This window comes from Qipengyuania citrea, assembly GCF_009828015.1.
GTDB classification, from domain to species: domain Bacteria; phylum Pseudomonadota; class Alphaproteobacteria; order Sphingomonadales; family Sphingomonadaceae; genus Qipengyuania; species Qipengyuania citrea.
The window spans coordinates 19,940-43,744 of the sequence record NZ_WTYG01000002.1 but is presented as its reverse complement, the minus strand read 5'-3'; the positions used below and the strand labels follow the sequence as shown (position 1 = coordinate 43,744).

The following is a 23,805-nucleotide window of genomic DNA, read 5'->3' as shown; positions in this document are numbered from 1 at the left end:
CTCCAAAATTCAGGAGACGGACATGCGAGCATTACTGGCGGGCGTTGCAGCCCTTGCCCTCACCGCCATCCCGGCCACTGCGCAGGACACCGCCGAGCGGCCCGCGGTCGAGGAACAGATCGGCGGCGGCGGCCGTCCGGTCGGCGCCAACTGGGCGCGCAGCCCGGTGATCGCGCAGCACGGCATGGCGGCGACCGCGCATCCGCTGGCGACGCAGATCGCGCTCGATGTGCTCAAGGACGGCGGCAGCGCGGTCGACGCGGCGATCGCCGCCAATGCCGCGCTGGGCCTGATGGAACCCACCGGCAACGGGATCGGCGGCGATCTTTTCGCCATTATCTACGACCCGGCGACCGGCGAATTGCACGGCATCAACGGCTCGGGCCGCAGCCCGCAGAACCAGACGCTCGCGCAATTGCGCGAAAAGCTGGGCGAGGCGGAGGCGCTCCCGCCCTATGGCGCGCTGCCGATCACCGTGCCCGGGACAGTCGACGCATGGTTCGCGATGCACGAACGCTTCGGCCGGCGCAGCATGGCAGCCAACCTGGCGCCGACCATCAGCTATGCCCGCGAAGGCCACCCGATCGCGCCGGTCATCGGCATGTATCTCGCCCGCTCGCTCAAGGCCTATTCGGCGCGCGAGGACCAGTTCGATTTCAGCAATGCGCGCCAGGTCTGGTTCGCCGATGGCAATGCGCCCGAGGCTGGCGAGATCTTCCGCAATCCGGACCTGGCCGACACGCTCGAGGCGATCGCCCGCGACGGGCGCGATGCCTTCTACGACAACGCGCTGACCGATGGCATGATCGATTACCTGCAGGCGCAGGGCAGCGCCTTCACCCGCGCCGATTTCGCCGGGCACAGCAGCGAATGGGTCGAACCTGCCTGCGTGGGTTACAAGGACGGCTACGAATTGTGCGAATTGCCGCCCAACAGCCAGGGTTTCGCCGCGCTGCAGATGGTCAACATCCTGAAGAATATCGACCTGTCGCAATGGGAACGCGGCAGCGCGGAAGCGTTGCATTACATGGTCGAGGCGAAACGGCTCGCCTATGCCGATGTCGCGCGCTTCTATGCCGATCCCGACTTCGCCGCCATCCCCGCCCAACTGCTCGGCGAGGACTACGGCGCCCAACGCTTCAAGCTGATCGACCCCGCCAAGGCCACGCCCGAATTCACGCCGGGCGAGATCGAGGTCGCGCCCAAGCTGGAGGGTGAAGGCGACACCACCTATCTCACCGTCGTCGATGGCGAAGGGATGATGGTCAGCCTGATCCAGTCGAATTATCGCGGCATGGGCGGCGGGCTGGTGGCGCCCGGCACGGGCTTCATGTTCCAGGACCGGGGCGAACTGTTCAGCCTCGATCCGGCGCATCCCAATGCCTACGAACCGGGCAAGCGCCCCTTTCACACGATCATTCCCGCCTTCGTGAAGAAGGACGGCCAGCCTTATATGACGCTGGGCCTGATGGGCGGCGGCATGCAGCCGCAGGGTCACGTGCAGGTGCTGGTCAACATCGTCGATTACGGCATGAACCTGCAGGAAGCCGGCGATGCCGCGCGCTTCAACCATGACGGCGGCCGCCAGCCGACCGAGGCACTGGCCGGGCCCTCGGCCGATCCGCTGGGCACGCTGTATGTCGAACCCGGCATTCCGGCGGAATCGATCGCGCAGCTGCGCGCCATGGGCCATACGGTCGAAGTGGTCGACAACGGCATCATGTTCGGCGGCTACCAGGCAATCGCGCGCGATCCCGCAACGCGCGTGCTGACGGGGGCCACCGAAATGCGCAAGGACGGGCAGGCATCGGGCTATTGAGGGTCGCCTGACAAGGAGAGCGACATGGCCAAGGTAACCGGACTGGGCGGGATCTTCTACGTGGTGGAAGACCCCGCCGCCACGCGCGCATGGTATCGCGACGTGCTGGGAATCGACGGCGAATACGGGCCGCAGCTGGACTGGTCCGAAGAAACCGGCGACAAGCCCTATTCGCTGATCAGCCATTTTCCCGACGACCAATACGTCAAGCCGGGGCGCGGCGGGTTCATGATCAACCTGCGCGTCGACGATTGCGACGGCATGGTGGCCCAGCTCGAAGCCAAGGGCGTCAAGGTGCTCGGCCATGTCGACGAAGGTTATGGCAAGTTCGCCTGGATCCTCGATCCCGACGGGGTGAAGATCGAACTGTGGCAGCAGGTGCAGGCCCCCGCTTAGTCAGCGCGAACATCGTTAGCGCTATGTTAACGATGTCGAGGGAATAATCGCGGCATGCGACCGCATCCCGCCATTGCTCTCCTCCTCCTGATCCTGGCGGGATGCGGCGTCGTACCCGACAGCAAGACCGCCGATCGCGGCGTGCGGCAGGCCGGTTCGCCGGCGATCAGCACCGCCCGCCCCGAGGCGCGGCAATGCCACGCCGAACTGGGCATGACCGGATCGCGCTTCATCCCGCTGCCCGACAAGTTCTACGGCCAGGGCTGTTCGACCGCCAACAGCGTGAGGCTGGAAGGCGTCGGCGGCGATCGCGATCATTTCACCGTGACCAATCTCGGCGCAGTGGCCTGTCCGCTGGCGAACAATTTTGCCGGATGGGCGCGCTTCGGCGTCGATCGGGCAGCGCGCCAGATCCTCGGCAGTCCGCTGCAGCGGATCGAGACCATGGGCAGCTATTCGTGCCGCAATGTCGCGGGCACGGCGCGCCGCAGCGCGCATTCACGCGCCGAGGCGATCGACGTTTCGGCCTTCGTGCTGGCCGATGGGCGGCGCGTGTCGGTGCTGTCGGGGTGGAACGCCTCGCGCGAGGAGCGGGAATTCCTGCGGGTCGTCCACAAGAGCGCGTGCAAGCGCTTCGGGACCGTGCTCGGCCCCGATTACAACCGCGCGCATCACGATCATTTCCATCTGGAATACGGCAAGGGCAACTACTGCCGCTGACCGGACACGGAGGCAGAAGCCGCCAGCCGCCCGTCAGTCGCGGTCGAGTTCGTCCAGCACCGCTTCCACCGCTTCATGCGTCAGCACGAACCCCATGTGCGAACAGCGCAGCGCCACCGCGCGATCGCGTTCGCCGGCACGCCCGCAGGCCGCCCGCGGATGGACCACGCCGTCCTTCGGACTCCAGAACGCGACGGTTTCCACCGGCGGCTTTTCATGCAGCACGGTATCGATTTCCGGCTCGTCGACGCGGTGCCCGGCAATCGCCTGATAGGCGCGCCAGCCATTGTTGGCCCGCGGGCTGCCCGAGAAGGGCGATCCCATGGTGATGACCTTGGCGACCTTGTCGGGATGCTGCTTGGCGATTTCGCGCGCCATAACCCCGCCCAGGCTCCAGCCGACCAGATGGATCGGTTCGCCCGTGCGGCGGTACAGATCGACCAGCCGTTCCTCGACCTGGCGAAAGCGGGACTCGGTCGCGCCGAGATTGTAGCCGAGGCCCCATTTCTTGGCCGTATGGCCGGCGCGTTCGAGATGGCGGGCCATCCACCGCATGCGGATCGGATGCGCACCGAAGCCGGGCAGCAGCATCACGATCCTGGGATGTGCGGCAGCGGCAACCTCCAGCGGTTTGCCCAGCGCGCGGCGGACCGGTTCGAGCGGCCACAGCAATTCGCGCAGCAGCAATTGCCAGCGCGGGCCACGGGCATCATCGGGACAAGGTTCGGCCGCCAGCGCCCAGCGCCGGGCCAGTTCCTCGCGGTCGATGAGTGCGGTGTCTTTGAACGGTAACGCTGCCATCACGGTGTAATAATGCACCGTGGACGGTTTAGCTCCCCTTAAAGCTTCCCGGTCTTCTAAGCGTCACAGTCGCCGATGCGCTCCTGTGAACTGTTCATGGTCATGGTCATCGTCTGCCCGCCGGGCGCCTCGGCATCCATCGTCATGGTCATTTCCGACGAGGTTTCGCCGCCCCTGCCCTTCATGGTCATCCGTGCGGCGCCTTGCCCTTCGACTTCGCAATTCATGACCGCATCGATCTGGCCGCCCGATGCGTCGAACTTCTCGAAGCTGCAATCGTCGCCGTCTTCCTGCGCTTGCCGCGCCATTTCCTCGAAGCCCTTCTCGGCCTCTTCGGCGGTGAGGCAGTATTCGTGAGTCTGCGGCCCCTGGTCGAGCATCCCGCGCATCATGTCCTGCACCTGCTGCGGCGCCCCGGGCAGTTCGACATCGACGAATTCGACCGTGGCGCGATACTGCCCGGGAAGCGGGCGGACCATGTCTGCGGTCTGCGCAGCGGCCTCTTCCATGCTGATCTCGCCATCGCCGTCGGCATCGGCGGTGCCCCCTCCGCAAGCGGCGAGAGTAAAGCTGGCGACAGCGGCAGTCACGATACGGCGCATGGAAAATCCCTCCTTCTGGTCGAGGCAGGAGGCTAGCAGCCGGGCTGCGCGAGGCAAGCACCGTTGCGCCTGCCGCCCGCGTTCCCCATATGTGCGCGCATGAGCGAACTCGTCATCCGCCGCGGCCTCGAAGAACCCGACACCACTGGCGATTTCGTCCCGCACAAGCCCGCCCGCCCTGAAAAATCGATGCCGGGCAAGAAGTTCAAGCTGGTCAGCGAATATACGCCATCAGGCGACCAGCCGACTGCCATCGCCGAACTCACCGCCGGTGCACGCGAGGACGACCAGACGCAGGTGCTGCTGGGCGTGACCGGGTCGGGCAAGACCTTCACCATGGCCAAGGTGATCGAGGAATTGCAGCGGCCGGCGCTGATCCTCGCGCCGAACAAGATCCTCGCCGCGCAGCTTTACGGCGAGTTCAAGAGCTTCTTCCCCGAGAACGCAGTCGAATATTTCGTCAGCTATTACGACTATTACCAGCCCGAAGCCTACGTCCCGCGCAGCGACACCTACATCGAGAAGGAAAGCAGCGTAAACGAGGCGATCGACCGGATGCGCCACTCGGCCACCCGCGCGCTGCTCGAACGCGACGACGTGATCATCGTCGCCTCGGTGTCGTGCCTCTACGGTATCGGTTCGGTCGAAACCTATTCGGCGATGATCTTCGACATCAAGAAGGGCGAAGCGGTCGACCAGCGCGAACTGATCCGCAAGCTCGTCGCGCTCCAGTACAAGCGCAATGACGCCGCCTTCGCGCGCGGCAATTTCCGCGTCCGCGGCGACAGCCTGGAAATCTTCCCCAGCCACTATGAAGACATGGCGTGGCGGATCAGCTTTTTCGGCGACGATATCGAGGAAATCAGCGAATTCGATCCGCTTACCGGCAAGAAGGGCGCCAGCCTCGACAAGGTACGCGTTTATGCGAATTCGCACTATGTGACGCCCGGGCCGACGATGAAACAGGCCGCCGAGGCGATCAAGTTCGAGCTCGCCGAGCGGCTCAAGGAACTGCACGAGGAAGGCCGCCTGCTCGAAGCGCAGCGGCTCGAGCAGCGGACCAATTTCGACCTCGAGATGATCGCCGCCACCGGCAGCTGCGCGGGGATCGAGAACTACAGCCGCTTCCTCACCGGGCGCCTGCCCGGTGAACCGCCGCCGACATTGTTCGAGTATCTGCCCGAAAACGCGCTGCTGTTCGTCGATGAAAGCCACCAGACGGTGCCGCAGATCGGGGCGATGTCGAAGGGCGACCACCGCCGCAAGATCACGCTGGCCGAACATGGTTTTCGCCTGCCGTCCTGTATCGACAACCGCCCGCTGCGGTTCAACGAATGGGACGCGATGCGCCCGCAGACCTTCGCGGTCTCGGCCACGCCGGGCACGTGGGAGATGGAACAGACCGGCGGCGTCTTCGCCGAACAGGTCATCCGTCCCACCGGGCTGATCGACCCGCCGGTCGGTATCCGCCCGGTCGAGGACCAGGTCCAGGACTGCATCGAGGAATGCAAGAAGACCGCCGCCAAGGGCTATCGCACGCTGGTCACCACGCTGACCAAGCGGATGGCGGAGGATCTGACCGAATTCATGCACGAGGCGGGCGTCAAGGTCCGCTACATGCACTCCGACGTAGAGACGCTCGAACGCATCGAACTGATCCGCGACCTGCGGCTGGGCGTCTATGACGTGCTGGTGGGGATCAACCTGCTGCGCGAAGGGCTCGACATTCCCGAATGCGGGCTGGTGTGCATCCTCGATGCCGACAAGGAAGGCTTCCTGCGCAGCGAAACCAGCCTGATCCAGACCATCGGCCGCGCCGCGCGTAATGTCGACGGGCACGTGATCCTCTATGCCGACCGCATCACCGGCAGCATGGAACGCGCGATGGCGGAAACCGACCGCCGCCGCGAAAAGCAGAAGGCCTATAACGAGGAACACGGCATCACGCCGCAGACGATCCGCCGCCAGATCGCCGATATCGTCGCGCATACCGCGTCGCAGGACGGGGTCACGGTCGATACGGGCGACGACGAGCGCAACAATCTCGTGGGGCACAATCTGCGCGCCTATATCGAGGACCTCGAGAAGCGCATGCGCACTGCCGCGGCCGATCTCGAATTCGAGGAAGCAGGCCGCCTGCGCGACGAAATCCGCCAGCTGGAGAACGACGAACTCGGCCTCGGTGATAGCGAGAAGAAGGCCCCGCGCGTCGGCCGCAGCGATGCGGGCCGCCCGGGAACGCGCAAGACGCGCTATGGCAAGACACGCTACAAGCGGATGGGCGGTAAACCGTGATCGACGGGCGTATTTGACGCGGGTCGTGCGGTGGGGTCATAGGATGGCCGCAAAGGGGGACTGAACCGCATGAAATCGAGCCGTATTCTCGCCGCCATCTGCGCCGCGAGCGCCGTCGCATTGGCGCCGCACGCCGCACTCGCGCAGGACGACAGCGTAGAGGCCGCCGCACCGGCCGCGATCGAACCGCAGGTCAGGACGCGCGACATGGTCGGGACGTTCGGCGGGCAGCGCGTGTCGTACCGCGCCACGATTGCGGAGACCGTGCTGGAAGCGGACGACGGCAAGCCCGAAGCGGTGATCGTCACCACCAGCTACGTCAAGCAGCCGCGCGATACCTCGCGGCCCGTGTTCTTCCTGTTCAACGGCGGGCCCGGATCGGGTTCGGTGTGGCTGCAGATGGGCGCGTTCGGGCCCAAGCGCGTGGCGATCCCCTCCGACGCCCGCGACGACGGCGCGCCGCCCTACCCGCTGCTCGACAATCCCGACAGCCTGCTCGACGTCGCCGATCTCGTCTTCATCGACCCGCCGGGCACCGGCTTCAGCTATCTTACCGAAGGGACCGACCCGAAGAAGTATTACGGGCTCGAACAGGACGCGGAAGCGGTGGCCAAGGTCATCCGCCTGTGGCTCAACGACAATGGCCGCTGGAACAGCCCCAAATATCTCGGCGGCGAAAGCTATGGCACCACGCGCACCGCGATGGTCGCGCGCGAGCTGGAAGGCGGCACCTTCAATGACGTGGGCCTCAACGGGCTGATCCTGATCTCGACCATTCTCGATTTCGCCGGGCGCGAACCCACGCCGGGCAATGAAATGGCCTATGTCGTCACGCTGCCCAACATGGCGGCGGCGGCCTATTATCACGGCAAGGTACAGGCGCCCTCGGTCGAGGCGATCGTCGAGGAAGCACGCCAGTTCGCCATCGGCCCCTTCATCACCGCGCTGCTCAAGGGGCAGGACCTGCCCGATGCCGAACGCGCCGCGGTGCGCGCCGAGCTTGCGCGGCTGACCGGCCTGTCCGAACGCTATCTCGACCAGGCCGACCTGCGCGTCACTGCGCAGCGCTTCTACAAGGAATTGCTGCGCGACCGCGGCCTGACGATCGGACGGCTCGACGCGCGCTACACCGGGCGCGATTTCGACAATGCCGGCGAGACGCCCGATAACGACCCCAGCTTCTACGGCATCGATGCGGGCTACACCGCGGCGATCAACAGCTGGGCGCGCGACACGCTGGGGTTCGAGACGACCCGCGAATACCAGTCGATCGGGCGCGAACCGGGCCGGCACTGGCAATGGACGACCGGCCAGGGCCGCGGCGCCTATCTCAATGTCGCGCCCTATATCGGTCAGGCGATGCGCCAAAATTCGCAGCTGCGCGTGTTCAATGCGCAGGGCTATTACGATTTCGCCACGCCCTTCTTCGGCGCCGAATATTCGCTCAACCGGACGGGCATTCCGCAGGACCGAGTGGAGCTGCATTATTACGATGCCGGGCACATGATGTATGTCCGCGACGAAGACCGGGCGAAGCTGTCGCGCGATATTCGCGCCTTCATCCGCAACCGCTGAGGATAGCGCATCACGCGCGCTTGAACGCTGTCACGCCTGTGTCATAGCGCGCGCATGCGCCGCTTTCTCGCCCTCCTCCCGCTGACCGTACTGGCGGCCTGCAAGCCGCCCGCGTCGGACGATTACGTCGAACGGACACGGATCGGCGAGCCGGCCGCCGGTCCCTCCGAACCGATCGATTCCCCTGATACCGAGAATGCGATCTGGGCCCCGGCAGCCAGCGGCCAGCGGCTGCTGTACGGCACGCCAGGCGAACGCCCGCTGTTCGCAGTCGAATGCCTCGAAGGCGACCGCGCCGAGGCGACGCTGGCCTACACCCGCTTTGCCCGCGCCGATCCGGGCGCCAAGGCGGTGCTCGCGCTGATCGGCAACGGCCATGTCGCACGGCTGCATATCGACGCCGTGCGGATCGGCGACGTCTGGCGCTGGGAAGGCGCGGTGGCGGCGGACGATGCCCGCATGGACGTGCTGACCGGCACGCGCCAGGTCGAAGCCACCGTGCCCGGCGCGGGAAGCGTGATCCTCAATTCGAGCCCGCTGCCCGGCGAACTGGTCGAGACATGCCGCGCCCCGGACCAGGCGGTCACGGCCGAGGCGGCGGAGAGCGATCCGTCGCCTGCGCCCGCTGCACCAGAAGTTCCGGCGTAAGCACCTGCGGCAATTGCTCGGCCTCCTCGCCGGGTGCGTACCACAGGTAGAGCGGGACGCCCGCGGCCCCCTGCCGCGTGAGCATGCGCGAGATTTCCTCGTCGCGGCGCGTCCAGTCGGCGCGCATCGCGATAACGCCCGCCTGCTCGAACGCGGCGCGTGTCGTCTCGCGCTCGATCGCGACACGTTCGTTGACCTTGCAGGTGACGCACCAGTCGGCCGTGAACCAGACGAACACCGGCCGCCCCGACCCGCGCGCCTCTGCCAGTGCGGCGTCGCTGAAGGCGACCGGGTCGAGCAGGCTCGCGCCCGCCTCGCCGGCCGGTGTCTCGGGTTCGGGCAGCAGGGCGAGCCCCAGCGACAGCGCAGCCAGCAAAGCTGCGAACAGCGACAGCGTCCCCCCCCGGGCGCGCCGCTGGAACAGGCCGATCAGCGCCAGCCCGCCGATTGCCGCTGCGCCGAGTACCAGCACCAGCGCCAGCCATTCGCCGCCGCCGATCCGCCATGCCAGCCAGCCGAGCGCGGCTGCCGTCAGCCCCATGGGCAGCGCCATCCAGCGCCGGAATTGCTCCATCCAGGCGCCGGGCCGCGGCAGGCGGCGGCGGATCGCCGGGACGAAGCCGACCAGCAGGAAGGGCAGCGCCAGCCCGGCACCCAGCGCGACGAACACCAGCAGGCCGTGGAACGGTTCGATCACCAGCGCCGCGCCAAGCGCCAGCGCCATGAACGGCCCGGTGCACGGGGTGGCGACAAAGGCGGCCAGCAGCCCGGTCGAGAAGGAACCGCCCCGCGACGGCGCGCCGCCCGAAATCGCGAAACCGGGGATCGTGAACAGGCTGAGGAAATTGGCGGTAATCGCCAGCGCCAGCAGGAACAGGGCGGCGACCACCAGCGGTTCCTGCAACTGGAACGCCCAGCCGATCTGCTCGCCCGCTGCGCGCAACAGCAGGATGGCGCCGCCCAGCGCCGCACAGGCGAGCACCACCCCGGCGGTATAGGCCAGCGCGTCCCTGCGCGCAGCACGCGCATCGCCCCCGGCCTTGGCAAGCGCCAGCGCCTTGAGGCTGAGGATGGGAAAGACGCAGGGCATGATGTTGAGCAGCAGGCCGCCCGCCAGCGCTGCCAGCAGCAATTGCCACAGCGATGCGTCGCTGCTGCCTTCCAGCGGCGCCACACCCTCGAGCGGAACATCGCCCGGCTGCGCGGCAAAGCGCACGCCGCGGCCATCGCCCAGATCGAGAATGCCCGCGATAGTTTCCGGTCGCGCCGCGCCGGCAGCATCGACGCCCGGCGGGAGCGGGCGCTGCTCGAGCGGGATTTCGACCACCAGCAGGTCGCCTTGGCGGCGGAAGGTCTGCGCACCGGTATAGACTGGCCGGTCGTCCCCGCCCAGTTCGGCGGTGGCGAGGAACAGGTGCGGCGCGCCGAGCTGCGTCGCGGCGGGGATCGGAATGCCGATCCGCAAGCGGTCGCGCGCGAATTCAAAGCGCGCCGCGCTGTCGAGCGGAGGGACGATGGCGACGCGCCATTCACCGAACCGCGGATCGGCGCCGGCGCGCGCGGGATCCAGCGTCATGCGCGCCTGCTGCGGAACGCAGATCGTATCCGTACAGGCCAGATAGCTGACGGTCAGCCCGATCGTCCCGGCGCCGGCAAGCGCTGCACCTTCGGGCACCGTGATGGGCACGAGCACCGCGTAATCGCCTTCATAGACATGGTTCATCAACCCGCCGATCACCAGCCGCTGCGGCAGCGGATAGAGCGGCTCGCCCGCGTTCCAGCCGGAGGGGAGTTCCCAGTCGAGCTGCATGCCGAGGCCGGCATCGCCCGGGTTCGACCAATAGCCGTGCCATTCGGGTGTCGAGGGCGTGAAATGCAGCGCGACCATCCAGCGCTCGCCCGGCTGCGGGATGCCTTCGGCGACCAGTTCGACCGGCATGCGGTCGCTGCCGGGCCCCTGGGCAGACGCGGGGGTCACAAGGACCGGGCCTGCAAAGGCCAGCGCCAGCAGCGCCAGCCACAGGCCGACCCGTTCCATTATCCTTGCCTCGGTCACGCCGCAGGCTCTAGGGATTGGCCCCATGACAGACAAGCGAGACCTGCTGATCCTGGGCGGCGGCCTGGTGGGCATGACCCTGGCGCTGGCCGCGGCGAAAAAGGGACTCTCGAGCCACCTCGTCGACCGCGCCGATCCGGCCAGCCTGACAGCCGAAGGGTTCGACGGAAGGGCCTCGGCCATATCGACTGCCAGCTGGCGGTTGTTCCGCCATATCGGGCTCGAACAGGCGCTCGAACCGCATGGCTGCGACATCGCCGCCATCGCGGTGCTCGACCAGATGAAGCCCGGCCGGCTCGATTTCCGCCCCGAACCGCATGAAGGCACGCTGGGGCGAATGTTCGCCAATCGCCAGCTGCGGCTCGCAGTCCACGAAGCCGCGGCCAGCGAACCGCTGATCGAATGGCACGCGCCGGTCGAAGTCACCGCGCGCGATCGCGGCGAGTTCGGCGTGTCCGCCACGCTGGGCGACGGACGCGTGCTCGAAGCCGCGCTGATGGTCGGCGCCGAAGGCCGCGGCTCGCCCAGCCGCGAGGAAGCCGGGTTCAAGATGGCCAGCTGGGATTACAGCCACCGCGCGCTGATCGCCGGGATCGACCACAGTAAGCCGCATGACAATGTGGCGTGGGAAATCTTCTATCCCGAAGGCCCCTTCGCGCTGCTGCCGATGCTCGACGGGCCCGATGGCCAGCATCGCAGCGCGCTGGTATGGACGGTCGACGAGAAGGACGCGGCGGGCGTGCTCAAGCTGTCCGATCGCGCCTTTCTCGCCGAAGTGCACAAGCGGATGGGGGACCTGCTGGGCGAGCTGACGCTCAACAGCGCGCGCTCGTCCTGGCCGCTCAGCTTCCAGCATACCGCCAAAATCGTCGACCACCGGCTCGCGCTGGTCGGCGACAGCGCGCACGGCATGCATCCGATCGCGGGCCAGGGTCTCAACCTTGGTCTGCGCGATGTCGGCGCGCTGGTCGAAGTTCTCGATGAAGCGCTGCGGCTCGGCCTCGATCTGGGCGATGCGCAGGTGCTCAAGAAATACGAGGAATGGCGCGCACTCGATTCGCTGATGGTGATGGGCGCGACCGACAGCCTCACGCGCATTTTCGGCATTCGCGGGAAAACCGCCAGCGCGCTGCGCCGCTTCGGCATGGCCGGAATCCAGCGCACCAGCTGGCTCAAGGGCTTCTTCATGAACGAGGCGCGCGGCGTCTCGGGCGAGCTGCCCGAACTGCTCAAGGCCTGAGGCCTTAGCCCTCTTCGGCGGGGCTCGGCTGTTCGACGCGGTTGCCCGCCCCGTCGCGCAACCGGCGCGGTTCGAGCACGGCAGCGGTTTCGATCAGGTCGAGCGCCCGCTGCGCTGCGGCATAGCGTTCGGCATCGCGCAGCCAGCCCTCGGCGCTTTCAGCCCCTGGCAGGTTGCGCACTTCGGCGATCGCGGAATCGGTCCGCCCGCTTTCGAGGAACAGCCGCGCGCGGTCGAGCCGGCGCTGGGGCTGCGGCGATGGCGCGCTTTCGCGTCGAATCACGAACAGTTGCGACAATTCTTCGCTGAAGCGCGCGAACCCGTCCCGTTCGCTCGGTGCGGCGAGCTGCGGCGAGAGGCCTTCCAGCCGCGCGATCAGCTGGTCGAGCGTGATCGGATCGCGGCTGGTGCGGATGATGGTGTCGACTGCATTGGGCATGGCATCGCCGAAGCGCAGCCGCAGCTGGTCGGCCAGATAGCCGAGCTCGGCGCCTTTCTCGAGCGCGCGGCGGGTGGCGAAAGCGATCAGCAGCCCTTCGGCGCGGGCGGTGTTGCCGGCTGCGGCCTCGGCCTGCAGGTCCAGCCGCGCCAACCGCTGCTCGGCCGCCGCCAGCCGGGTGTCGAGCCCGCCCTGCTGTTCGGCCACGCGCTCGACCGCTTCCTGCGCGGCCTGGCTGGCGGTGGCACTGGGCGTGGGCGAAGGATCTACCGCCGGGCTGGCCAGCACCTGGGGCTGGTCATCCGCAGCGGCGCCCGCTTGTGGTTCCGCGCGGTCGCTCAGCGAATAGACCGCATAGCCCGCCACTGCCCCGCCCAGCACGAAGCTGGCGATCACGGCGATCATCACCGGCCTTGCCGAAGGCCCCTTGCGCCGGGAGCTGGTGTAAGTGTCCATCTGTTCCGTTCCGCGAACCCGGTCGCCCTGCCGGGGCGCCGTATTATCGTTATGCATCGGTCTGACACAAAGCTTCCGCCAAGGCCAGTAGCTCGCTGTCGCCCGGGGCATCGGCTACCGAGACCGAGCGCCAGCCCTCGCCGGCCAGTTCCGCGACGCGCGGACCGATTACCGCGAGGTCGACGCGGGCGCGGTCGAGCTTGTGGCGGTCGAATTCGACGCCGAGCCGCTCGGCCGCGGCACCCGAATGCAGTGCCACCACGCCGCCGCCGCGCAGCAATTCGCGGTCTTCCTCGGCCAGCCCCTCGGGTACCGCGCGGTAGACGGTGCGCGTCTCGACCCTGATTCCGTCGGGCAGGCGCAGCGTCACGCGGTCCGCGCCGGCAAGGCGCAGCAGTCGCAATTCGCGCTTGCTCAGTTCGTCGAGCAGGTTCTGCAGTCCGCCGCGCCCGGTGCGGCCGATCAGGAACCCCGCCGCCCGCGCCGCATCGGCGGTCGCCTCGCCCACCGCGTGGACCGGCAGCTTGGTGAGTTTCGCGAGCTGCTTGCCGCCGTGGCGAAAGGTGTTGGCGCTGCCGACCAGCAGACCGTCGAAATCGGCGGAGTCGGGCGCATCCCAGGCCACAGGCTCGATCGTGAACAGCGGCGCGCCATGCACGTCGAGCCCCATCGCGCGCGCGGTTTCGGCGCTGACCGACCAGCCGGGTTCGGGGCGGATCAGGAACAGCGGCTTCACGATATCGGTCCGAAATGTTCGGTCACGGCCGCAGGTGCGCGCGCCAGCAGGCCGCGCGCCAACGCCAGCGGCGCAGCGTCATCGCCCGCGGCGAATTCGGCCTCGCCGTCGATGCGGACGGTGCCATCGGGGCTGAAGATCGCCGCCGTCAGCGCGATCAGGCCATCGCCGCTGCGCGACAGCGCCGCAATCGGGCTGCTGCACGACCCGCCCAGCCCTTCGAGCAACCGCCGTTCGGCAGCCACTTCGGCATGGCTGGGCGCGTCGTCGATCGCCGCCAGCATCGCGCGCGTCTGCGCATCGCCGCTGCGGCACTCGATCCCGATCGCGGCCTGCGCGGGGGCGGGAAGCCATTCTGCCGGGTCCAGCCGCACGCCGACACTGTCTTCGCCCAGTCGGTCGAGCCCGGCGGCGGCGAGGAAGGTCGCATCGGCTTCGCCCGCCTCGAGCTTGGCCATCCGCGTGGCGACATTGCCGCGAATGCCCACCACGGCAAGGTCGGGCCGCAGATGCAGCAATTGCGCGGCACGGCGCGGGGCGCTGGTGCCGATCCGCGCGCCGGCAGGGATGTCGGAAATCGCCTGCGCGCCGAGCAGGCGGTCGGCCTTGTCGGCGCGCGGCAGGATCGCGGCGATGGCGATCGCTTCGGGCCGCAGCGTCTCGACATCCTTCATCGAATGGACCGCGCCGTCGATTCGTCCCTCGACCAGCCACTGGTCGAGTTCGCGCGTCCACAGCGCCTTGCCGCCGATTTCGGCGAGCGGGCGGTCTTGGATGCGGTCGCCGCTGGCGACCACCGGGACCAGTTCGACCGCCGACTCGTCCCAGCCGTGCGCGGCGCACAGGCGCGCGCGCGCCTCGTGCGCCTGTGCCATGGCAAGCGGAGAACGGCGGGTTCCGAGACGGATGAGAGGTTGGGCTGGCATAGGGTCGGCTTGCCCTAGCGAGCCATGGCGCTAAGGGAAAGCAGGATGGCACTGGTTCTCGGCATAGAAAGCTCCTGCGACGAAACCGCGGTCGCGCTGGTCGACAGCGATCGCCGGATCGTGGCGCAGCGGATCGCCTCGCAGGATGCCGAGCACGCCCCCTTCGGCGGCGTGGTGCCCGAGATCGCGGCGCGCGCGCATGCCGAACGGCTCGCCCCGATGATCGAGGGCGTGTTGCAGGATGCGGGCATCGGCTTGGACGAGTGCGACGCGATCGCCGCGACTGCCGGCCCCGGGCTGATCGGCGGGGTGATGGTCGGCCTGGTGAGTGCCAAGGCGCTGGCAATGGCGAGCGACACGCCGCTGATCGCGATCAACCATCTCGAAGGCCATGCACTGAGCCCCCGCCTCGCAGACGCGAGCATCGCCTTTCCCTATGCACTGCTGCTGGTTTCGGGCGGGCATTGCCAGATCCTGCGCGTCGACGGCGTGGGGCAATATCGCCGGCTAGCGACCACGATCGACGATGCGCTGGGCGAAGCCTTCGACAAGACCGCCAAGATCCTCGGCCTCGGCTTTCCCGGCGGTCCCGCGGTGGAGCGCACCGCGAAGGACGGCGATGCCGCCGCTGTCCCGCTGCCCCGGCCGATGGTCGGCAGCGGCGAACCGCATTTCTCGTTCGCCGGCCTCAAGAGCGCAGTCCTGCGCGCCTACGAAAGCGGCAAGTACGAGATCGCCGATATTGCCGCCAGCTTCCAGCAGGCAGCGGTGGATTGCGTAACCGACCGGTTGCGTATCGCGCTGGCGGGCATGGACGATGTCGATACGCTGGTCGTGGCCGGCGGGGTGGCGGCCAATGCCACGGTGCGCGCTGCGCTCGAACAGCTTGCCGCCGCGCATGGTATGCGCTTTGCCGCGCCGCCGCCCAAGCTGTGCACCGACAATGCCGCGATGATCGCCTGGGCGGGCATCGAACGGCTGGGGCAGGACGACCCGCTCGACATTTCCGCGCGGCCGCGCTGGCCGCTCGACCCTGCGGCCGAACCGGTGCGCGGCGCGGGGGTGAAGGCATGAGCGGCGTCGGCGTCCTCGGCGCTGGCGCATGGGGCACCGCGCTGGCGCAGATGCTGGCGAGCGACGGGCGCGAGGTGCTGATCTGGGCGCGCGAACCCGAACTGGTCGCCGAGATCAATTCCGCGCGTACCAATTCGATCTACCTTCCCACTGCCACGCTGGCCGAAACGATCCGTGCCACCGGCGATCTGGCCGAACTCGGCGCGCTCGATACCTTGCTGGTGGTGACCCCCGCGCAGCATACGGGCAGCGTGCTGGCTTCGATGCCCGCGCATCCGCGCGATCTGGTGCTGTGTTCGAAGGGGATAGAGGCCGGCAGCGGCCAGTTGATGAACCACGTCGCACAGGATGCCGCGCCCGGCAGCGCGATCGCAGTGCTGTCGGGCCCGACCTTCGCGCATGAAGTGGCTGCCGGGCTGCCCACTGCGGTTACGCTGGCCTGCGCCGGGGGCGAAGCGCAGTGGGACCGCATTGCCCCGGTCATCGCGCGGCCGGCATTCCGGCCCTATTATTCGGACGACGTGATCGGCGCCGAAATCGGCGGTTCGGTCAAGAATGTGCTCGCAATCGCCTGCGGCGTGGTCGACGGGCTGGGCCTGGGGCAGAATGCGCGCGCGGCGCTGATTGCGCGCGGCTATGCCGAGATGCTGCGCTTCGGCGAAACGCTGGGGGCACGCGCCGAAACCCTGGCCGGGCTGTGCGGGTTGGGCGATCTGGTGCTGACCTGTTCGTCGACCTCGAGCCGCAATTTCTCGCTCGGCGTCGCGCTGGGCGAGGGCGGCAAAGCGAGCGAGCTGATGGCCGATCGCCGGACCGTGGCCGAAGGCGCGCATACAGCGCCCGTGCTGGTCGAACTGGCCGCGCGGCACGGCATCGCCATGCCGATCGTCACCGCCGTCTACGGTCTGCTGAAAGGCGACGATCCGCGCGCCGTCGTATCCGACCTGCTCGCCCGGCCCTTGCGCGCCGAACAGGGCCACCCCGGGTGACCGACGCAAAACCGGACGAAGATCTTTCCGCGCTGGCCAAGGGCGGAAGGCAGAACTTCTTTGGCTTCATCCTGCGGCTGGTCGCGCGGCTGCCCTTCCTGTTCATCGCCGGGCGCCTTTACGGCCCCGATGCGCTGGGCCGCTTCGCCTCGGCGCTGGTGGTGGTCGAACTGGTCGCGCTGCTGTGCGCGATGGGCGAAAAGCGAGGACTGGCGCAGCGGCTCGCCGACGGCGACGACAGCCATCCCGCCAATCTGGTCTATGACGGCATGCTGCTGGCGCTGCTGTTCTCGGGCCTCGCGGCAGCGTTCTTCTGGTTCGTCCCCGCCCCGCTGTTTCCCAGCGGTGAATACACCGAGCTCGACCGGTTCATCGTGCTGGCGATCCCCGCCTATGCGCTGACCGAAATCGTCCTCGCCGCGCAGGCGTACAAATACGATATCGCCACCACCGTGCGCGCGCGGGCGGTGATCGAACCGTGGACGATCTCGATCATGGCCGGGGTGTTCTATTTCCTCCCGGTGGTCAGCGACTCGGGGCTCGCGCTGGCCTATCTCGCGTCGATCTACGCTGGTCTCGCCACCGGGCTGTGGGCCTTCTTCCGCAGCTATGGCCGCCCGCGCGGCTGGCGGCCGCATCCGGTCTATATGGGCCGGCTGACGATGCGCGCGCTGCCGCTGGCGACGGCCGACGCGATCGAATGGGGTACGAGGCGCGTCGACATCTTCATCCTCGGCCTGTTTGCCGCGCCCGCCGCGGTGGGCGTCTATTACATCGCGCAGCAGGTCGCGAGCTTGCCGCAGAAGCTCAAGACCAGCTTCGAGCCGATCCTCGGCCCCGTCATCACCAAGAACCTCAAGACCAAGAACTACCAGGCGATTGCCAGCCAGATCTGCCAGGTGGGCTTCTGGATCGTCGCCATGCAGGCCGGCATCGCGCTGGCACTGGGCGTCCCCGGCGAAGCGGTGATGGGCCTTGTCGGGCCCGAATTCGTCGGCGGCACCGGGGCGCTTGCCTTCCTGCTGGTGGCCGAAGTGGTCGCCGCGACCGCGGTCGTGTCCGAAGCGGTGCTCGTCTATGTCGCGCGGGTCCGGAACTTGTGGATCTCGATCGGCACGATCGCGCTGCAGGCCGTGCTTACCGTGGTGCTGATCGAAGCGATGGTCGCGGGCGGCTATGGCGAGCCGTACAAGGCCGCCGCCGCGGCAATCGCGCTGATGCTGGCGCTGGGCACTGCCAGCCTGGTCAAGGCGATGCTGCTCTCGCGCATTCTTGGCCAGTCGATCAACACCTTCCGCTGGCCGCTGGTGTGGGCCGTGGCGCCTGCCGTGCTGGTCGGCTGGGGCGCGACGCAGCTGCCCGAATGGGCCGAGCTGATCGTGGGCATACCGGCGATCCTCGGCGTTTATGGCATCATCATCTGGAAGCGCGGTTTCGGCCCGGAGGACCGGGTGCTGTTCCGCCGCAATCTCGACAAGGAAGAGCCCGAGCGCATCTGACCGTTCGTCGCGGATAAGACACGTTCAGTCGGTATTCACCCCGGGGTCGGGTAGCGTTGAGCACTCGCAAGGAAGGGGAGGACTGCCCATGCGTTTCGCAAGATTTACCGTCACTTGTGCAGCAGCTGCGCTGATCGCCGGCTGCGCCACGCAGCCCGATGGCGATACCATCATCATCGCCAGCGGCAAGGCCGATCGGACCGAAGCGGGCCGCACGCCGCCGCCGCCACCACCTCCTCCCCCGCCGCCGCCTCCGCCAGCGCATATGGCCAGCCCATCACCTATCGTCATGGGGTCCCGAGTTCGTGCCGACGCGGCGACCCCATCCACCGAAACATCGGTCATCGAACCGGGCTATCGCTATTTCCCGCCGGTCTTCGTGCCCGCACCACCCAGCCGCGAGCAGTATGACGGCGAGGACGTGTCGCCGGTCAAGCTGGTCGCCAGCGAACCCGTCTCGACCTTCTCGGTCGATGTCGACACCGGCGCCTATACCAATGCGCGCCGGTTCATTTCCGATGGCCAGCTGCCGCCCAAGGGCGCGGTGCGGACCGAGGAATTCATCAATTACTTCCGCTATGACTACGACCGGCCGGACAGCCTTGAGCAGCCGTTCACGGTCAACACCGATGTCGCGGTGAGCCCGTGGAATGCCGACGCGCGGCTGGTGCGCATCGGTCTCACCGGGTATGAAATGCCCGAACAGGAACGCCCCGCCGCCAATCTCGTCTTCCTGCTGGATGTCTCGGGCTCGATGGGCAGCGCCGACAAGCTGCCGCTGGTCAAGACCGCGATGCGCCAGCTTGCCGGACAGCTGACCGAACGCGACCGCGTCTCGATCGTCGTCTATGCCGGGGCCGCGGGCCTCGTGCTCGAACCGACCAATGACGAACGCAAGATCAAGGACGCGCTGGACCAGCTCAATGCCGGCGGGTCGACCGCGGGCGGTGCGGGGATCGAACTCGCCTACCGCGTGGCCGAGGCCAACCGCATCGAGGGCGGCGTCAACCGCGTGATCCTGGCGACCGATGGCGATTTCAACGTCGGCACTTCGGATCGCGAGGCGCTGGTCGAATTGATCGAGAAGAAGCGCGAAAGCGGCGTCACGCTGTCGGTGCTCGGCTTCGGCCGCGGCAATCTCAACGATGCGATGATGGAACAGGTCGCCAACAACGGGAACGGCAATTATTCCTACATCGACAGCGCGCTGGAGGCCCGCAAGGTGCTCGGCGACGAAATGGGCGCGACGCTGTTCACCATCGCCAAGGACGTAAAGATCCAGGTCGAATTCAATCCGGCAGTGGTCAGCCAGTACCGCCTCGTCGGCTATGAAAACCGCGTGCTGCGCGAAGAGGACTTCGACAATGATGCGGTCGATGCGGGCGATATCGGCGCGGGCCACCAGGTCACCGCGCTGTATGAAGTGATCCCCGCCGGCGGCGAAGGGTGGGTGCCCGCGCGGCGTTACGAGGACACGGTCGATGACCGCGCCCGCGAACTGGCGAGCGAGGCGGCCTATGTGAAGCTGCGCTACAAGCGGCCCGATGGCGATACCTCGCAGCTGCTGACCTACGCCCTGCCCGCATCCGCGCTGGCGACGAGCGCGGTGCCCCGAGGCGATTTCGCCTTCGCCAGCGCGGTCGCCGCCTTCGGCCAGAAACTGCGCGGCGACCCGCTGCTGGCGGATTATGCCTATCCGCAGATCGCCGCGCTGGCCGGGCCGCAGCGCGATTTCTGGCGGCAGGAATTCCTCCAGCTGGTGATGACCGCCGAGGGTTTGGAATAACCGCGCGCAGGGCGCTTGGCAGGGGGGGCGGCTGGCGGCTAAGAGCCAGCCCATGTCGATCCGTGCTCCCCTTGTCATGCTTGCCGGTGCCATGGCGACCGGCCTTGCCGGCTATGCACTGGCCGAGCCGATGGCGGCCGACTTCATCGACCGGCTCGAAACGCAGTCCGCCGCAGCGATAGCCGAAGCGGGCGGCACGGGGGTCACCGCACGCTTCGCCAGCGCCACCGGATCGCTTTCGCGCCACCCGCTGCTGAGCGGCGGCGAGGATTTGGACGAGAGCGTCCGCACGCGCGTGGCGCGCGAGGTCTACGACATTCCCGGCGTCGGCGGCGTAACCTGGAGCGACGGGACGGTGCGCGCCGAAAGCGACGAGCCGACCTACCAGCCGCTGCATTGCCAGGAAGACGTCGAAGGGCTGCTGCGCACCCGTTCGATCCGGTTCGAGGAAGGCAGCAGCGCCTTGCTGCCGTCGAGCCGCAAGCTGCTCAACGAAGTTGCCGACGCCCTCCGGCCGTGCCTCGGCTCGATCATCGCGATCACCGGCCACACCGACAAGGCGGGCACCGAGCCCGGCAATCTGGCGCTGAGCATGGAACGCGCGCGCGTGGTGCGGCAGGCGCTGATCGAGCGCGGCATCCCGCGCGACGGGCTGCGCGCCAGCGGGGTCGGCTCCAGCCAGCCGGTCGAGGGTCTGGCCCCCAGCGACCCGGCCAACCGCCGCATCGAATTCTCGGTGATCCGCACCGAACCGCTCCGTCCCACCCCCGTCGACACGCCGGGAGCCCGCTGACATGCCGCTATGGTTCGAACTGGCCGCGCTGATGGTCGCCGCCTACGGTGCGGGGATCGGCATCGGCTGGGCGCTGTGGGGCCGCCACGACCAACAAGAGGACTAGACCATGAGCGAACTGCTCCAGACCTATTGGCCGCTGATCGTCGCCGCGCTGCTGCTCGGCCTGGTGATCGCATGGTACCTGTTCAACAGCTCGCGCAAGACCCGCGTCACCAGCACCAGCCGTGACGTGCTCGATGACGGCGCCGCCCCGGCGCAGCGCAACAAGGCGCTGATCGACAGCGCCCCGGCGGCGACCCCGATGCAGCCCGCGGCCGGCGTGCCGGCCGGCGGTGCCACGACGGAGCCGGCCGCCACTACCCCCGCCGCAACCCCAGCTCCGACCCCGACTCCGGCACCCGCATCCGCATCCGCATCCGCAACGCCCGCAAGCGCATCGGCTCCGGCTGGCGGCGACGATCTGACCCGTATCAAGGGGCTGGGTCCGAAGCTGTCGGCCACGCTGCACGGCATGGGCGTGACCACATTCGCGCAGATCGCCGCCTGGGACGACGCCGAAATCGACCGCGTGGATGCGCAGATGGGCCGCTTCCAGGGCCGCATCCGGCGCGACGACTGGGTCGGCCAGGCGGCCATGCTCGCCGCTGGCGACGAAGCCGGTTTCGCCGACCGCTTCGGGAAACTCAGCTGACGCGACCGGGAACCGATTTCCGGCTGCGGTATTTGGTTACGTGGGTCCGCAGTCGAGGAGAGGTCAGATGAGTCGTCAACTACGAGTACTCGTCGCCGAAGACGAACTGATCGTCGGTTACGATCTGTGCGATACGGTGGCAGAAGCGGGCTACATGGTCGAAGGGCCGTATGACGATCTGTCGTCGGCCATGCTGGCCTACCAGAAGTCGAAACCCGATATCGCCATTCTCGACGTCCAGCTAGGCGATGGCATCGTCTATCCGCTGGCCGAACAGATGATGGCGGAAAACGTGCCGGTCATCTTCCATTCGGGTCAGCTGTCCCCCGCCGAGGTGGCGCTTCGCTTCCCGCGGGCGCAAGCGCTGGCCAAGCCCTGCCCGCCGGCTGCCGTGATCGACTCGATTCAGCGCGCCGCCGCGCACGCCTGACCGCAGCGCGCGGGTTTCGCCCGCCATTGCCGGAACATTGCGCGGCGACGAACCATTCCTTGAACGAACGCAATATTCTCAAGGAAGGAAATGCCGATGTCGCTCCCCACAATGATCGCCGCACACCCGCAGGTCGAGGACGAGACCGAAGAACTGGTCACTGCTGCACGCCATGCCATGCTGTGTTCGCTATTCTGCACCAGCTGCGCCGATGCCTGCGTGGCCGAGGACATGGACATGGCGCAGTGCATCCGCAACTGCCTCGACTGCGCCGATGTCTGCGCCGCGACCGCGCGGCTCGCCGTCCGCCGCACCGCGCAGAATATCGACGTGCTGCGGGCCCAGCTCGAAGCCTGCATCACCGCCTGCGAAACCTGCGCCGCCGAATGCGAAAGCCATGACAATCCGCACTGCTCGCTGTGTGCCAAGATGTGCCGCGAATGCGCGGAAGATTGCCGCAAGGCGCTGCCGCTGGTGAAGTGACCTTCGCTGCCCGCGCGGGTCTTGCCCCGCGCGGGCAACCCTGCCAGTGGCTGGGGTGGAACAGAGGAGACCACATGGCCGCTATGGTGCCTTTCGCCTGGGACGATCCCTTCAACCTCGACGATCAGTTGACCGAGGACGAGCGGATGATCCGCGACGCTGCCCACGCCTTCGCGCAGGGCGAATTGCAACCGCGGGTGATCGAGAACTTCAGCGAGGAAGTCGACGACCCCGAACTTTTCCCGATGATGGGCGAGGCGGGCCTGCTGGGCGCCACCGTGCCCGAGGAATATGGCGGCGCGGCTGCCAGCTATGTCGCCTATGGCCTGATCGCGCGCGAGATCGAGCGCGTCGACAGCGGCTATCGTTCGATGGCCTCGGTCCAGTCGAGTCTCGTTATGTATCCGATCCTCGCCTATGGTTCGGAAGATCAGCGCAAGAAATACCTGCCCGGCCTTGCCAGCGGTAAGCTGATCGGCTGTTTCGGCCTGACCGAGCCCGATGCCGGCAGCGATCCCGGCGGGATGAAAACCACCGCCAAGAAGGTCGATGGCGGCTATGTCATTTCCGGCTCCAAGACCTGGATTTCCAACGCCCCCTTCGCCGATGTCTTCGTGGTCTGGGCGAAGAGTGAGGCGCATGGCGGCGGCATCCGCGGCTTCGTGCTCGAAAAGGGCATGAAGGGGCTGTCCGCCCCCAAGATCGAAGGCAAGCTGAGCCTGCGCGCCTCGACCACCGGCATGATCGTGATGGACGAAGTCGAAGTGGGTGAAGACGCGCTGCTGCCCGAAGTGCAGGGCCTCAAGGGTCCGTTCGGCTGTCTCAACCGCGCGCGCTACGGCATCAGCTGGGGCGCGATGGGTGCGGCCGAGTTCTGCCTCCACGCCGCGCGCCAATACGGGCTCGACCGGCACCAGTTCGGCGTGCCGCTGGCGAGCAAGCAGCTCTACCAGCTCAAGCTCGCCGACATGATCACCGAGATCTCGCTCGGCCTGCAATCGAGCCTGCGCGTCGGACGGCTGATGGACGAAGGCAAGTTCGCGCCCGAGATGATCAGCATCGTCAAGCGCAACAATGTCGGCAAGGCGCTCGATATCGCGCGCAAGTCGCGCGACATGCATGGCGGCAACGGCATTTCGGAAGAATACCAGGTGATCCGCCACATGGTGAATCTCGAGACGGTCAACACCTACGAAGGCACGCATGATGTCCATGCGCTGATCCTCGGCCGCGCAATCACGGGGATCGCGGCGTTTTGACCCCTCGCGCGCGAGCGATCCTGTCCTACAGCCCGGCCCTGTGCCACAGGGGCCCCATGCCCCGCACTCCGACCCGCCCCGTTTGCACC

22 protein-coding genes are annotated in these 23,805 nt (G+C 67.6%); 16 read left to right on the top strand and 6 right to left on the bottom strand.

The window, feature by feature from the left end; all coding sequences use genetic code 11:
* Positions 1-22: 22 nt before the first annotated feature.
* From ggt to GRI55_RS05635, 3 genes are read left to right on the top strand one after another with little or no spacing between them, the layout of a single operon-like run.
* Positions 23-1,819 (top strand): gamma-glutamyltransferase, encoded by a 1,797-nt coding sequence (ggt, locus tag GRI55_RS05645; RefSeq protein WP_160766520.1) that lies wholly within the window; start codon positions 23-25, stop codon positions 1,817-1,819.
* 24 nt (positions 1,820-1,843) lie between these two features.
* Positions 1,844-2,215 (top strand): VOC family protein, encoded by a 372-nt coding sequence (locus GRI55_RS05640; protein ID WP_160766519.1) that lies wholly within the window; start codon positions 1,844-1,846, stop codon positions 2,213-2,215.
* Between the two features lie 54 nt (positions 2,216-2,269).
* Complete coding sequence (locus GRI55_RS05635) at positions 2,270-2,935, top strand: extensin family protein (protein WP_063513105.1); 666 nt, start codon at positions 2,270-2,272, stop codon at positions 2,933-2,935.
* A gap of 33 nt (positions 2,936-2,968) precedes the next feature.
* Here GRI55_RS05635 and GRI55_RS05630 read toward each other — a convergent pair whose 3' ends face one another.
* Together GRI55_RS05630 and GRI55_RS05625 are read right to left on the bottom strand one after the other, a co-directional pair.
* Positions 2,969-3,754, bottom strand: a complete 786-nt coding sequence (locus GRI55_RS05630) for an esterase/lipase family protein (protein WP_370873253.1) — start codon at positions 3,752-3,754, stop codon at positions 2,969-2,971.
* Between the two features lie 38 nt (positions 3,755-3,792).
* Complete coding sequence (locus GRI55_RS05625) at positions 3,793-4,338, bottom strand: DUF3617 domain-containing protein (protein WP_160766518.1); 546 nt, start codon at positions 4,336-4,338, stop codon at positions 3,793-3,795.
* A 99-nt stretch (positions 4,339-4,437) separates the two neighbouring features.
* On the opposite strand from GRI55_RS05625, the gene uvrB reads away from it, so the two are divergent.
* The 3 genes from uvrB (at position 4,438) to GRI55_RS05610 (ending at position 8,856) form a co-directional block, all read left to right on the top strand.
* Positions 4,438-6,633: an excinuclease ABC subunit UvrB gene (gene uvrB / locus GRI55_RS05620; RefSeq protein ID WP_160766517.1), complete on the top strand. Its 2,196-nt coding sequence runs from the start codon at positions 4,438-4,440 to the stop codon at positions 6,631-6,633.
* Positions 6,634-6,702: 69 nt separating this feature from the next.
* Positions 6,703-8,208 (top strand): S10 family peptidase, encoded by a 1,506-nt coding sequence (locus GRI55_RS05615; protein WP_160766516.1) that lies wholly within the window; start codon positions 6,703-6,705, stop codon positions 8,206-8,208.
* 54 nt (positions 8,209-8,262) lie between these two features.
* Positions 8,263-8,856 carry a hypothetical protein gene (locus tag GRI55_RS05610; RefSeq protein WP_160766515.1) on the top strand — a complete coding sequence of 198 codons (594 nt, stop codon included), beginning with the start codon at positions 8,263-8,265 and terminating at the stop codon, positions 8,854-8,856.
* Here the strand turns inward: GRI55_RS05610 and GRI55_RS05605 are convergent.
* Entirely contained in the window at positions 8,792-10,894 is a 2,103-nt protein-coding gene (locus GRI55_RS05605) for a protein-disulfide reductase DsbD family protein (protein ID WP_237452435.1), read from the bottom strand. The genes GRI55_RS05610 and GRI55_RS05605 overlap by 65 nt on opposite strands.
* A gap of 43 nt (positions 10,895-10,937) precedes the next feature.
* On the opposite strand from GRI55_RS05605, the gene GRI55_RS05600 reads away from it, so the two are divergent.
* Positions 10,938-12,152: an FAD-dependent monooxygenase gene (locus tag GRI55_RS05600; RefSeq protein WP_160766513.1), complete on the top strand. Its 1,215-nt coding sequence runs from the start codon at positions 10,938-10,940 to the stop codon at positions 12,150-12,152.
* 4 nt (positions 12,153-12,156) lie between these two features.
* On the opposite strand, the gene GRI55_RS05595 is transcribed toward GRI55_RS05600, so the two are convergent.
* The 3 genes from GRI55_RS05595 to hemC are packed head-to-tail and all read right to left on the bottom strand — an operon-like array spanning position 12,157 to position 14,709.
* On the bottom strand, positions 12,157-13,047 hold the full coding sequence (locus GRI55_RS05595) for an MICOS complex subunit MIC60 (protein WP_050600348.1): 891 nt from the start codon (positions 13,045-13,047) through the stop codon (positions 12,157-12,159).
* A 49-nt stretch (positions 13,048-13,096) separates the two neighbouring features.
* A complete protein-coding gene (locus GRI55_RS05590; RefSeq protein WP_160766512.1) occupies positions 13,097-13,783 on the bottom strand; it encodes a uroporphyrinogen-III synthase in 687 nt (228 codons plus the stop codon).
* Complete coding sequence (gene hemC / locus GRI55_RS05585; protein WP_160766511.1) at positions 13,780-14,709, bottom strand: hydroxymethylbilane synthase; 930 nt, start codon at positions 14,707-14,709, stop codon at positions 13,780-13,782. The genes GRI55_RS05590 and hemC overlap by 4 nt, the downstream gene beginning before the upstream one ends.
* A 45-nt stretch (positions 14,710-14,754) precedes the next feature.
* Here hemC and tsaD point away from each other — a divergent pair, with 45 nt between their 5' ends.
* From tsaD to GRI55_RS05540, 9 genes are all read left to right on the top strand, one after another.
* Positions 14,755-15,783 carry a tRNA (adenosine(37)-N6)-threonylcarbamoyltransferase complex transferase subunit TsaD gene (gene tsaD / locus GRI55_RS05580; protein ID WP_160766510.1) on the top strand — a complete coding sequence of 343 codons (1,029 nt, stop codon included), beginning with the start codon at positions 14,755-14,757 and terminating at the stop codon, positions 15,781-15,783.
* Positions 15,780-16,772: an NAD(P)H-dependent glycerol-3-phosphate dehydrogenase gene (locus tag GRI55_RS05575; protein WP_160766509.1), complete on the top strand. Its 993-nt coding sequence runs from the start codon at positions 15,780-15,782 to the stop codon at positions 16,770-16,772. The genes tsaD and GRI55_RS05575 overlap by 4 nt, the downstream gene beginning before the upstream one ends.
* On the top strand, positions 16,769-18,271 hold the full coding sequence (locus GRI55_RS05570) for a lipopolysaccharide biosynthesis protein (RefSeq protein ID WP_050600218.1): 1,503 nt from the start codon (positions 16,769-16,771) through the stop codon (positions 18,269-18,271). Before GRI55_RS05575 ends, GRI55_RS05570 begins: the two co-directional genes overlap by 4 nt.
* A gap of 88 nt (positions 18,272-18,359) precedes the next feature.
* The gene (locus GRI55_RS05565; RefSeq protein WP_160766508.1) at positions 18,360-20,057 is read left to right on the top strand and encodes a vWA domain-containing protein; all 1,698 of its coding nucleotides are present in this window, start codon (positions 18,360-18,362) and stop codon (positions 20,055-20,057) included.
* A 52-nt stretch (positions 20,058-20,109) separates the two neighbouring features.
* On the top strand, positions 20,110-20,850 hold the full coding sequence (locus tag GRI55_RS05560) for an OmpA family protein (RefSeq protein ID WP_050600216.1): 741 nt from the start codon (positions 20,110-20,112) through the stop codon (positions 20,848-20,850).
* A gap of 109 nt (positions 20,851-20,959) precedes the next feature.
* A complete protein-coding gene (locus tag GRI55_RS14870) occupies positions 20,960-21,544 on the top strand; it encodes a hypothetical protein (protein WP_202392389.1) in 585 nt (194 codons plus the stop codon).
* Positions 21,545-21,611: 67 nt separating this feature from the next.
* Positions 21,612-21,974: a response regulator gene (locus tag GRI55_RS05550; protein WP_063507116.1), complete on the top strand. Its 363-nt coding sequence runs from the start codon at positions 21,612-21,614 to the stop codon at positions 21,972-21,974.
* A gap of 96 nt (positions 21,975-22,070) precedes the next feature.
* Positions 22,071-22,457, top strand: a complete 387-nt coding sequence (locus GRI55_RS05545) for a four-helix bundle copper-binding protein (RefSeq protein WP_050600347.1) — start codon at positions 22,071-22,073, stop codon at positions 22,455-22,457.
* A 74-nt stretch (positions 22,458-22,531) separates the two neighbouring features.
* On the top strand, positions 22,532-23,716 hold the full coding sequence (locus tag GRI55_RS05540) for an acyl-CoA dehydrogenase (RefSeq protein ID WP_202392388.1): 1,185 nt from the start codon (positions 22,532-22,534) through the stop codon (positions 23,714-23,716).
* Positions 23,717-23,805: the final 89 nt, after the last annotated feature.